At 46.0% G+C, this 11467-nt stretch carries 14 protein-coding genes and 4 tRNA genes; 3 read left to right on the top strand and 15 right to left on the bottom strand.

The window, feature by feature from the left end; genetic code table 11:
* From W04_RS12830 to murB, 8 genes are all read right to left on the bottom strand, one after another.
* A partial coding sequence (locus tag W04_RS12830) for an elongation factor Tu (protein WP_138590946.1) occupies window positions 1–744 on the bottom strand: 744 nt, incomplete at its 3' end.
* Between the two features lie 134 nt (window positions 745–878).
* Window positions 879–954: transfer RNA gene (locus W04_RS12825), tRNA-Thr, on the bottom strand.
* Window positions 955–967: 13 nt separating this feature from the next.
* Window positions 968–1042: transfer RNA gene (locus W04_RS12820), tRNA-Gly, on the bottom strand.
* A 46-nt stretch (window positions 1043–1088) separates the two neighbouring features.
* A tRNA-Tyr gene (locus W04_RS12815) sits at window positions 1089–1173 on the bottom strand.
* Between the two features lie 41 nt (window positions 1174–1214).
* Window positions 1215–1290: transfer RNA gene (locus W04_RS12810), tRNA-Thr, on the bottom strand.
* Window positions 1291–1407: 117 nt separating this feature from the next.
* A complete protein-coding gene (locus tag W04_RS12805; RefSeq protein ID WP_053911105.1) occupies window positions 1408–2112 on the bottom strand; it encodes a type III pantothenate kinase in 705 nt (234 codons plus the stop codon).
* Complete coding sequence (birA, locus tag W04_RS12800; protein ID WP_053911104.1) at window positions 2109–3095, bottom strand: bifunctional biotin--[acetyl-CoA-carboxylase] ligase/biotin operon repressor BirA; 987 nt, start codon at window positions 3093–3095, stop codon at window positions 2109–2111. The genes W04_RS12805 and birA overlap by 4 nt, the downstream gene beginning before the upstream one ends.
* On the bottom strand, window positions 3082–4110 hold the full coding sequence (murB, locus tag W04_RS12795; RefSeq protein WP_082342233.1) for a UDP-N-acetylmuramate dehydrogenase: 1029 nt from the start codon (window positions 4108–4110) through the stop codon (window positions 3082–3084). Before murB ends, birA begins: the two co-directional genes overlap by 14 nt.
* Before the next feature lie 118 nt (window positions 4111–4228).
* On the opposite strand from murB, the gene W04_RS12790 reads away from it, so the two are divergent.
* Window positions 4229–6067: a M1 family metallopeptidase gene (locus W04_RS12790; RefSeq protein WP_053911103.1), complete on the top strand. Its 1839-nt coding sequence runs from the start codon at window positions 4229–4231 to the stop codon at window positions 6065–6067.
* An 82-nt stretch (window positions 6068–6149) separates the two neighbouring features.
* On the opposite strand, the gene W04_RS12785 is transcribed toward W04_RS12790, so the two are convergent.
* Entirely contained in the window at window positions 6150–6740 is a 591-nt protein-coding gene (locus W04_RS12785; protein ID WP_053911102.1) for a DUF2057 family protein, read from the bottom strand.
* Window positions 6741–6838: 98 nt separating this feature from the next.
* On the opposite strand from W04_RS12785, the gene W04_RS12780 reads away from it, so the two are divergent.
* Both W04_RS12780 and W04_RS12775 read left to right on the top strand, forming a co-directional pair.
* Window positions 6839–7204, top strand: a complete 366-nt coding sequence (locus W04_RS12780) for a histidine triad nucleotide-binding protein (RefSeq protein WP_045979365.1) — start codon at window positions 6839–6841, stop codon at window positions 7202–7204.
* Window positions 7205–7420: 216 nt separating this feature from the next.
* The gene (locus tag W04_RS12775; protein WP_022946419.1) at window positions 7421–8077 is read left to right on the top strand and encodes a helix-turn-helix transcriptional regulator; all 657 of its coding nucleotides are present in this window, start codon (window positions 7421–7423) and stop codon (window positions 8075–8077) included.
* Window positions 8078–8228: 151 nt separating this feature from the next.
* Here the strand turns inward: W04_RS12775 and W04_RS12770 are convergent, their stop codons facing one another.
* The 6 genes from W04_RS12770 to W04_RS12740 form a co-directional block, all read right to left on the bottom strand.
* Window positions 8229–8663 (bottom strand): hypothetical protein, encoded by a 435-nt coding sequence (locus W04_RS12770; protein ID WP_053911101.1) that lies wholly within the window; start codon window positions 8661–8663, stop codon window positions 8229–8231.
* A gap of 284 nt (window positions 8664–8947) precedes the next feature.
* The gene (locus W04_RS12760; protein WP_053911099.1) at window positions 8948–9349 is read right to left on the bottom strand and encodes a hypothetical protein; all 402 of its coding nucleotides are present in this window, start codon (window positions 9347–9349) and stop codon (window positions 8948–8950) included.
* 156 nt (window positions 9350–9505) lie between these two features.
* Entirely contained in the window at window positions 9506–9883 is a 378-nt protein-coding gene (locus tag W04_RS12755) for an HTH domain-containing protein (RefSeq protein WP_053911098.1), read from the bottom strand.
* Window positions 9884–10091: 208 nt separating this feature from the next.
* Window positions 10092–10298 carry a 4-oxalocrotonate tautomerase family protein gene (locus W04_RS12750; RefSeq protein ID WP_022943677.1) on the bottom strand — a complete coding sequence of 69 codons (207 nt, stop codon included), beginning with the start codon at window positions 10296–10298 and terminating at the stop codon, window positions 10092–10094.
* A gap of 10 nt (window positions 10299–10308) precedes the next feature.
* Window positions 10309–10677 (bottom strand): nuclear transport factor 2 family protein, encoded by a 369-nt coding sequence (locus W04_RS12745; protein WP_053911097.1) that lies wholly within the window; start codon window positions 10675–10677, stop codon window positions 10309–10311.
* Entirely contained in the window at window positions 10674–11303 is a 630-nt protein-coding gene (locus W04_RS12740) for a glutathione binding-like protein (protein WP_053911096.1), read from the bottom strand. The genes W04_RS12745 and W04_RS12740 overlap by 4 nt, the downstream gene beginning before the upstream one ends.
* Between the last annotated feature and the right edge of the window lie 164 nt (window positions 11304–11467).

Below are 11467 nucleotides of genomic sequence, written 5' to 3'. Positions count from 1 at the left end.
GATACCTACGATTTCAACTTCGTCGTTCACGTTGATGATACCCGCTTCTACACGACCAGTTACTACTGTACCACGACCCTGGATTGAGAATACGTCTTCGATAGGCATGATGAATGGCTTATCGATGTCACGCTCTGGCTCTGGGATGTAAGAATCTAGTGCTTCTGCAAGCTCTACAATCTTGTCTTCCCACTCTTTCTCGCCTTCTAGCGCTTTAAGAGCTGAACCTTGGATTAGTGGTAGGTCGTCACCTGGGAAGTCGTACTCTGAAAGTAGTTCACGTACTTCCATTTCTACTAGCTCTAGTAGCTCTTCGTCATCAACCATGTCACATTTGTTCATGAATACGATGATGTAAGGTACGCCAACCTGACGAGATAGTAGGATGTGCTCACGTGTTTGTGGCATAGGACCGTCAGTAGCCGCAACTACTAGGATCGCGCCGTCCATCTGTGCAGCACCTGTGATCATGTTTTTAACGTAGTCAGCGTGTCCTGGACAGTCAACGTGTGCATAGTGACGTGTCGGAGTGTCGTACTCTACGTGTGAAGTTGCGATTGTGATACCACGCTCACGCTCTTCTGGAGCGTTATCGATTTGTGCGAAATCACGTGCTACACCACCGTATACTTTTGCTAGTACGTTAGTGATCGCTGCAGTTAGAGTTGTTTTACCGTGGTCAACGTGGCCGATTGTACCTACGTTTACGTGCGGTTTCGAACGTTCAAACTTTTCTTTTGCCATGACGGAACCTATAAGTTTTTGTGTATCTAGATTACATATCAAACGATCGACGCAAGCGCCGGTCAATTCAATTCTTCAATTATTGAATATTTTTTAGACAAATCAAAGGGAGTAATTCAGGAAAAGTCAGGGACTGGTGCTGATAGGCAGATTTGAACTGCCGACCTCACCCTTACCAAGGGTGCGCTCTACCAACTGAGCTATATCAGCACACCAGAAAAACTGGAGCGGGCAGCGGGAATCGAACCCGCATCATCAGCTTGGAAGGCTGAGGTAATAGCCATTATACGATGCCCGCTTTTAGGAACCTGTTCTTAACTACCTCTAACCGTCAAGAATAAAAGTGGTGGAGGGAGCTGGATTCGAACCAGCGAAGGCAATGCCGTCAGATTTACAGTCTGATCCCTTTGGCCGCTCGGGAACCCCTCCACGCTAAAATTCTTTCTAAAGCCTTTCCAAGTTGAGGAAAATGGTGCCGACTATCCGAGTCGAACGGATGACCTACTGATTACAAGTCAGTTGCTCTACCAACTGAGCTAAGTCGGCACTGCTTTAGTACGGGGCGAGATTCTAAGGCATGGTTTTGAGTGATGCAACTATAAAATCAAAAAAAGTTACGGTTTCGTGCTTAAACGTTCAATATTCGCGCAGAACTGCGGGTTTTTAAACAGTTTGCGCACCAATTCGCCACTTAAGTAAGCCTTCAAAAACAAAATGCGGCCGATACACACTTGCCTTCAGGTGGTTATGTAACGCTAAACCATCACCGCCAGTTATATATAACTGCGCCTGATCGCCATGACAATAATGTGAAAGAACATACTCCACGGCTCCCAAAGCACTGAGCAAGGCACCATTTTTTACTGCGCTGGGTGTCGAGCGCCCAGGACTGATATGGCGACGCAAGCCATCAACACTGAACACTTTCTGTGCGCGACTAACAATACTGTGCTCGGTAAGATCGAGACCAGGCAAGATATAGCCACCTAAATGTTGGTGTTCACTGTTTACCACATCAATCGTCAGCGCTGTGCCCGCATCCACAATCACAGTCTCGCCTTGCGGGTTTTCACTGTAACCGGCGATCACCGCCAACCAGCGGTCAATTCCCAAGGTATTGGGGTTCTCATAAGCGCACTGCAACTGCTGCCAATGGCCACTCACGCGAGCGTAGTGCACTTGCTTGCCTTGCGCTGCCGCCAATGCCAGCACCTGAGTCAGCGCACTGGATTCAGCAACCGCCGACACCAGCACCTCCTCCACGTGTGACCAAGGCACTTCTTGCAGCCCCACAGCACTGAGCTCACTTTGCTCTGTGGCCAACATTAGCTTTACTGCCGAATTACCAGCATCTACTAATAGTTTCATGTCGTCGCTCGCAAACTGATTTCGCCACCAAAATAGCGCTTACTCTGGCCATCAACACGGATCACCACCGCGCCCTGTTCATCAATGCCCTCACAAATTCCGCGCCAATGGTTGTTGCCAGAGCTCAACTCCACACATTGACCGGCAAACGCATGCACATCATTCCATTGCTGATGCATATGCGTTAACCCCTGACGCTGATACTGATATAAGCGTTTTTGTAAGAAGCAAGTCAACGCCGCCACTAGTTGGTTTTTGTCTAATTCGGTCGTAAATTCGTTAAGGTCACACCAAGGTTGGTCGATATGCTGAGCCGCGTTGTCGGGCATACTGACATTCAAGCCGATACCAATCACCAAGTGACAGGGCCCCTCGGCGGTGCCGTCAAGCTCAACCAATACTCCGGCTAATTTTCGCCCAGCGACCAACACATCATTCGGCCACTTTAACTGTACTTCTAAGCCATAAAGCGCTTTTAAGCAGTCATAAATGGCCAAGCCGACGGCAATAGACAGCCCCATTGCAGCATGCATGCCATCGTCTAAGCGCCAGTAGTAACTGTAATATAAATTCGCCGCAAAGGGCGATTGCCACACTCTACCGCGACGCCCTTTGCCTTGGCGCTGCATTTCCGCCACTAATACCGTATCAGGCTCAAGGCTATTCGCCTGGATACGGCGCATAAGCTCACTGTTGGTAGAATCGATAATCGGTTGTACTTCGAAGCGCCCCGCCTGCCTTTGTAATTGCTCATACACCTCGGTAATTGTTGGTTGAGATAATAAGCTTAATGGTCGGCTAATACGGTAACCCTTACCATTGACCTTATAAATGTCGATGCCCATTTCTTGCAGCGAGTGGATATGTTTGGCAACTGCAGCGCGGCTTATGCCCAGTTCGTCCCCTAGCACTTGACCAGACAAAAAGCGTCCTTGATTGAGACGCTCCAATATAGCCAGTTTATTGCCATCAGGCGCTTTCATTGTCAGCCTCCACATGGATTTCACCTTGTGCGCCCAGCAATCGCACTTCATGCTCCAAAGCAATGCCAAAGTGCGCCAAGATAGTGCGCTGAATATGTTGAATCATTGCCGTAAGTTGCTCTGCGGTGCCCGTGCCACGATTCACCAAAACTAAAGCTTGCTTATCGTGCACAGCAATATCACCAATGCAGTAACCTTTTAGCCCTGCTTGTTCAATTAGCCAGCCCGCCGCTACTTTTTGGTACTCGTTATCCACATCGTAACAGGGCATGTGGGGGTAGCGTTGTCGAAGACTAGTCACTTGTTGGCGCGGCAAAATTGGGTTTTTAAAAAAGCTGCCTGAATTAGCTAGTTGATAGGGGTCAGGGAGTTTACTTTGGCGCACAGCGACCACTTGCTCAAAAATTTGTTGTGCTGTGGGTTGATACAGCTCTTGCAATGGCCCATAACTGGTATTTGCCTGCCACGCTTTCGGTAACCGCAAACCCACCCGAGTAATAATAAAACGCTCTTTTAAGGCATGTTTAAATATCGAATCGCGATAGCCAAACTCACACCCCTCAGCACGCAAAGTGTGAAAGCAACCCTCAGTAATATCGTAACCTTGAACGTAATCTACAAATTGTGCCAATTCAACACCATAGGCCCCAATATTCTGCACAGGTGCTGCGCCCACGGTCCCGGGGATCAGTGCTAAGTTTTCTAACCCTGGCATTGCCAAGGCTAAGCTTTGCTGCACCAGCTGATGCCAGTTTTCACCTGCTTCACAATGCAGTAGCCACGCATCGTTATGCTCTTCTATTACCAAGCCTTTGTTGGCAATTAACACCACGCTACCCTGATACGGGGCTGTAAAAATAGTATTGCTGCCCTCACCCAGCACGCAAAACGGCTGCGTAAAATCAATATCATGCAACTGTTCAGGTTCTTCGACAATCAACAGTTGTTGGCACTGGGCCGCAAGGGCAAAAGTATGAAGGCTTTGTAATGCAGGCAAAAGGCACTCTCTTGTCATTAATTTATTACTTAAGGCAAAGCTAGTGTAACCCAAGGAGCTCGTCTGACATAGCTGTCAGTGCTGGTTGAGATCTGGTATAACGAGTTCTTCTTATTTCGCTCGGTCTGAGGATACTATGAAATTAAAACCACTCGCTTTGGCATTGGCCATGGCAGGCTTAAGCCAGCATGCGTTAGCAGCCCAAGATGAACACACCTATGCCAACTTGGATGAAGTTGTCTCAACTCACCTTTTTTTAGACTTAGATGTTGATTTCGCCGACAAACAACTTGAAGGCTTTGTGGAACATAGCCTTGAGTGGAAAGATAAAAGTGCGCGCACCTTGGTGCTTGATACTCGCGATTTGGAAATTGATCGCGTTATTTATGAAGACAACCAAGGCAAATGGCATAAAGCAGACTTTACCTTAGCCCAGCGCAACGATGTTAAAGGCGCCAAGCTGACTATTCGCTTCGCAAAGCAGGCTCCTAAAGTACGAATTTACTACAACAGCTTGCCACAAGCTTCTGGCTTGCAGTGGCTTACGCCAGAGCAAACTGCGAGCAAAACCCAGCCGTTCATGTATAGCCAATCGCAAGCTATCCATGCCCGTAGCTGGATCCCAGTTCAAGACACGCCAGCGATGCGCGTAACCTACAGCGCCCGCATTGAAACACCAGAAAATGTGCGTGCAGTAATGAGTGCCGACAATACCGGGGCTTTCATTAAAGACGGCGATTATTTCTTCGATATGCCGCAGGCCATTCCTCCCTACCTGATCGCTATCGGTGCCGGTAACCTGGAATACAAGGAAATGTCGCATCAAACCGCTATTTTTGCTGAGCCTCAAATTCTTGATGCGTCAGTCGCCGAGTTTAATGACACTCAGGCGATGATTGATAAAACCGAAGGTATGTACGGTGAATACGCATGGGGCCGCTACGACTTACTCATGCTGCCACCAAGCTTTCCGTTTGGTGGTATGGAAAACCCGCGCCTATCCTTTATCACCCCAACCGTTGTCGCCGGTGATAAGAGTTTAGTGAACCTTATCGCTCATGAGCTGGCCCACTCATGGTCTGGTAACCTGGTAACGAACGCGACTTGGGAAGATTTATGGCTTAACGAAGGTTTCACCTCGTATGTGGAAAACCGCATCATGGAAGAGGTATTTGGCCGCGAGCGCGCAGTGATGGAGCAAGCTCTGGATAGCGCCGGGTTACGCGCTCAACTAAAAACCATTGACGCTCCCGATACGCGCCTAAACTTAAAGCTAAACGGCCGTGACCCAGACGATGCCTTTAGCTCAGTGCCATACACCAAAGGTCAATTGTTCCTTATCTACTTGGAGCAGCAATTTGGTCGTGACACCTTCGATACCTTTGTGAAGCAATATTTTAGCGATCACGCTTTCCAATCTGTGACTACCGACGAGTTTGTAGCCTACTTAGACAAGCATTTATTAAAGGCCCACCCTGGAGTGGTCAGCTTAGAAAAAGCAAAAGAGTGGATTTACCAGCCAGGGTTACCCGCCGATGCGCCTAACCCTACCTCTGACGTGTTTGATAAAGTAGATGCACACACTCAAGCTTGGCTAGCAGGCGATAAGCAGCTCAGCGACTTGCCAACGGCTGACTGGACTGTGCACGAGTGGTTGCACTTTTTGAACAATCTGCCGCGTGATTTAAACAATGATAAAATGGCAGAGCTAGACGCACAGTTCAACCTCACGGCATCGACAAATAAAGAAGTGGCGTTTGCATGGTTTATGTTAGCGGTAGGCAATGGTTATGAAGCGATTTACCCTGCATTAGACCAGCACTTGAGCAGCATTGGCCGCCGTAAACTCATTGTGCCCTTATACAAAGCACTTATCGCTAACGGTAAGCGCGACTGGGCGTATGACGTTTATCAGGGCGCACGCCCAGGCTATCACCCCTTAGCACAAGGTACGATCGACGCCTTATTCAAGTAACTGGGCTTGGCCAGTTTAAACGTTGCAAAAAGGGCGAGAAATCTCGCCCTTTTTTGTACTTGTAACAACGATGCTAGTTTTACTATTGTTGGTTTGCTTTTACTTTCTCCAAGAAAGCTTGGCGCTCTTGCGCACTGGCTTGCTGCCACCAAAAGTCCAGCATAGCCGCAGCACTGACGTTGTTATTAACCACAACTTGGGCCGCTTCAAGGCTCTCTTTATCAGGGTTATTGGCGCTGACTACCGTCTTCACCTGTGGTGCCTCAGCTGGCGCAACAGAAGCCATCGGCGCCGCTAATTTTTGCCCCCGCGCCTGTAAACGCACTGTCGGTGCTTCGGCATAAAGCTCGGCCGCTGCGGCATTACTGGCACGCTCAAAGATCACATCGTAATCCTCGCCCGCTTTTACCTCTAAATTTACCCAAAATGGTTCTGACTCCACCACTTGATGATCATCAAACCCACTTTCATACAAATCGCTGTATTGCAGCTTCAAGCGGTATTGCCCTGGGGCTAACTCCAATTCATCGACCGTTGAGAAAAATGACTGCTCTATCTCTTTATCATCCACCTGTAACGGAATAATTTCCTCAGGGAAGTACACCATCTCGGCCTGCACCTGAGGGGCCAAAGCCAGTGTTATTAGGCTGGTCATTATCGTTTTCTTCCACATAGTCATTTCCTTGTTAGCAAATGGATTAAGCTTCAGTTTGACACTTCTGCTTTTCTTTGTCATTACTGGCTCATCCATGAAAAGATAAGGACCACACCGTGAGTGAAGAAACCATTTTCAGTAAGATTATTAACCGCGAAATTCCAGCAGATATCGTGTATGAAGACGAACATGCTTTAGCATTTAAAGATATTAATCCCCAAGCGCCGTTCCATGTGCTTATTATCCCAAAAACCCCGATAGCCACCATTAACGATATTACCGACGAACATGCCGCCACAGTCGGGCATTTGTATGTTGTTGCTGCAAAACTAGCTAAAGAACAAGGCTTTGCAGATGAAGGTTATCGCGTAGTAATGAATTGCAATGATCATGGCGGACAAACTGTTTACCACATTCATTTGCACATGCTGGCCGGCAAAGAAATGGGTTGGCCTCCTTATCAGGATAAGAAAAAAGTATAACTTTCGCTTATCTTTTATAAGGTTAACAAATATGGGCAGAGGTAAAGAAGGTGTTATCATTGGCTCCACTGCCCTGTACCTTGCATTCTGCCTGTATATACCCGGAAGTTGAAGATTATTAATCTTTTTTCACTAATAATTCTGAGCCACCTAATACAAAAGAAGTGAGCTCCATGATACGATAGTGGCAATAATGTAAAAGAGCCGCTAACCACAATGAGTAAGACTGTCTTTCTATTACTTGAACAAGACCCCATCAACCAAATAGGCGTCAATGTCCTTGAGCCACTTCTGCGTACACAGGGACTCGAAGTCCATAAAGGCACCGACGTTGCTCAGGTTAAGCCTGGCACCACTTACTTATTTATCGAAACATCATCAGACGATGCGTGGAGTCGCTTAAAAGAGCACTTAGTCAATTTAAAAGTGGAATGTGACATTGTGCTGTTCAATCTAGATGAGAATCCAGAGCTCGCTAATCGGGCGCTACTAAGTGGTATTCGTGGCGTATTTTACACCACAGATAATGCCGATGTGATGATGAAAGGCATTCGCTTACTTCAAGAAAACCAGTTGTGGTATCGCCGTGATGTTATGTGTAACGTGCTGAACCGCATGCTGCAATTTAATAAAGATTCGCTGCACAAACTCACCGAAGGTGATATTGAGCCGGTGAAGCTGACCAAGCGCGAGAAAGCCATCGTCGCGTTAATGAGTAAAGGCGCTAAGAACAAAGAAATTGCCGAAGACTTAAATATCAGCCCGCATACGGTTAAAACCCACTTATACAGTGCGTTTCGTAAGACCAAGTGTCGTAACCGTGTGGAGCTATTATCTTGGGCTCAAACTAACATGCCCAATGAATTACGCTAATCGCTAATATCAAAAAAGCCGGCTATTGCCGGCTTTTTTGTCGGTAAAATTTATTTACCCAATGGCGGCTTTAGCGGAGATAGACACGCATGGAGAGCTTTTGTGAGAACCTGTAAGGTGTTGTCTCAGCGCTTCGCACTAATGGGTGATATTAGAATCTACTGAACTCTTCCATAAATACTTGTTTAGAGCCATGAAAAGGAACTTGCTCAACTCTATGTTGGGTGGCCTCACCATTTCCTTTAAAGTCTATAAAAACGTACTGTATCTTATTCATTTTAATGACTTGTGGTTTGTCACCAACATAAACAACTTGCTCTTTACCTTCACCCTCCACAAAAGACATTGAATGCATGAACATGACTTGCATAGTCGAACGCTTGTATCTGAAGTCGTAATTAGCACTGACATTAATTAACTTAACCTCAACACCTCTAATTTCAGGCATAGCGTTGTGGATATATTCCTTAGCTTTTAATCGAATAGATTCTTGATCGATCGTTGCTAAATTACCCCACTGAATCGTGTCACTCGCAGTGGCAAATACACTCCAAAACAAAACTATAAAGGCAACTAAACTTTTCACTACAACTCCCTGCGGCTCTAACGCCTTACTTATGATTCAAAGACTCGGCTAATTGCTTACTATGCCAATGAATGATGAAAACAAACCCTGATACCGGAGCGACCATAAGTGAAGCTACGAACATCGCAGCCACAATCAACAATATTCGGTGCTTACTTAATTCCTCTGTAAGAAAGTTAACTTTTAAATAAGAGTCGTAGGCGCGTGGAATATACTGCGAAGCAGCCCACATGCATGCCTCTCAAAGAACGAAGTGAGTGACTTAATTTTTTGTTAGGCGAGAGTTATTCATCAAGCCTCTTGCTTGGAAGTATGTCTTTAAATAGTTGATCTACTTCGTTTAGTAGGCCGCTTATTTCAGCGCCGGACTTAGATTTATGCTCTAAGCTATGTAACTTCTGAAAAAGTTCGATAAACTTTTCGAACAACGTTTCATCTACGAAATATTTAGAAGATACGATAATTTCCTGATTACCTAAATACTTGGAAATATAGAAAGTCTCATATTCGAGCTGGAACCTTCTGTATAAGAAATTGATATTCGTTGCTACATCATTTTTTTTAGTTAGAAATACATGCTTTTTGGCTTCTTTTATAGCTTGGAATGAGAAGTAAGCTGCAATGGCAGCGGCGCAGCCAGATAATGCCGAAAAAAACGTATCCATAATTTGAAATAAGTCATCCATAAGTTGAGATATCACTGTTGTCGCTTAACGTCCTGTTAAGGTGTGAGCAACGCAATACCGAAGCTCCCGCATACCACCTTAAACACAAAACGCAACGCATAGCACAAATGCCAAGCGTTGCGAATCACTCTTAAACAGATTGTTATGAGGCTGAAACTACAACTTGCCTTGTTCTTTCAACTTTGCAATATCATTAGAAATTGTTTTCTGAGAAACAATCGTTTTTTCAGCGATCTCAGTTTGAGTCTTACCCTCTTTAGCCATTTTCAAGACAACTTTACGTCTCTTTTTAGGTGGCATTTTTTCAACATGTTCGGTTGAAACTGAGCTATAACCATCCATAGTTTGACTAGTTTGGATCAAACGAGACTTACCATCTTTGGAATCAGCTTTAACCGTAATTGAACCATCGCTACCTTGTTGTAAGCTGTAATCTCGGATTTCACCAGCTTCGATTGCATTGGCTAGATTGCGCAATGTGTTTACTGTATTAACTTTTGGCTGTGCCATTAGTCCAGTATTTTCCTTACCCATGTTTGCTTCCTCGAAAGTTGTCCAGTAAGAAAACAATAGCATAGGGGAACTCAAAGTTACTAGTAATTTTTAGCATTACTAGTAAATCCGAGGGTTGTCGGCTGCCTCATAACAACATATTAGTAAGACCTTACAAGGTAGCATACCTTGTAAGGGTAAGATGCACCATTACTAGCGCAAGGGCTACGTATTAATGTGCCGGGCCAGGCTATTCAAGCGCTGCTCGTCGGTATTGCTCGACCGGCAGGCCACCAATACCCCAGCTGTCGAGTTCGACTTCATCAATCACCACCATAGTAGTCGCTGGGGATTTATTTAATACCTCAACCAGTAACTCGGTAACCCCTTTTATTAAGGCTGATTTTTGCGCTTGGGTGACTCCCTCTTGCGTTACTTTAATATTCACATAGGGCATATCCTTCTCCTTACTTATCAATAATATGAAATACTTTTGCAATAATGCGCCACTGTCCAGCACTGCGTACCAGTGACAATAAATCAACATAGTCCTGAGCACCGATAGAGCAACGCACCCTAGCCTGTGCAGTGTTATCGCCAAGCAGCTCTATTGCATCTATGCTGTCTTGACGCTGCTCACCGCAAGAAGCGGGCGATGTACGCTGAGCGATCACCTCACGATAAGTAGGCATATCGCGATACAGCAAAGGTTGCTTATCTGCGCTCACATAAATAGCTTGGGGATGAAAAACGCTATCGAATTTCTGCAAGTCGCAGTGGTACAAGGTATCGAAGTAGCGTTGCAACAACGCAGTAATTTCTGGCAACTGCTTCATGAGGGGACCTGCTCAGACACCAGCCCTTCGGTGTGCATCGCTTTGCGCACACTTGCACGAGCATTAACTCGCTGCCAGAAGGCATTAATGGCAGGCCATGGCGTCAGAGAAAAGCCAATAAACTGTGACCAGTTAATAATGACAAAGGCATAGGCATCAGCCACGGTAAAGGTATCGCCTTGCAAATATAAGCTGCCAGTACTTAACTGAGCTTCTATCGGTGCGAGACATTTGCCAATTTTCGTCTGTGCCGCCTGGCGCTGTGTGGCTGTCAGCTCAGCTCCTGAGAAAAAGGGGCTAAAGCTCTTATGCAACTCAGAGCTTAGGTAAGCAAGCTGCTCACGAAGCTGATAGCGCTGCCATGTGCCAATGCTCGGGGCAAGCTCCAGCTGTGGTTTTAGATCGGCTAAATACTCAAGAATGGCAGGATTTTCGGTCAGTATTTTTTGGTTATCAACGGCCAGCGCAGGCACATAGCCCTTGCTATTAATTTCGCTGTAGTTACCCCCTGTCTCGGTTTGACCTTTATCGGTATCAACACGCTCAAGTTTAAAGTCGACCTCGAGCTCATTGAGGATAATATGCGAGGCCATAGAGCAGGCGCCAGGTTTGTAGTAAAGCTTCATTTCACGGTATTCCTGTTGTTGTCCTTGTGGAGCTTTAGATAATATCCATTAGAAATTAGATTACTAGAAGTAACCACGCATTTGGTGCTAGAATTGGGTTACCGCACAGAAACTTAGTCACTCTTATGTCATTGAAAGTTAGGCTGAATAAAAGCCCTAAACCA

Source organism: Pseudoalteromonas sp. SW0106-04 (genome assembly GCF_001293805.1).
GTDB lineage: Bacteria > Pseudomonadota > Gammaproteobacteria > Enterobacterales > Alteromonadaceae > Pseudoalteromonas > Pseudoalteromonas ruthenica.
This window is presented reverse-complemented; position numbering and strand designations above follow the sequence as displayed.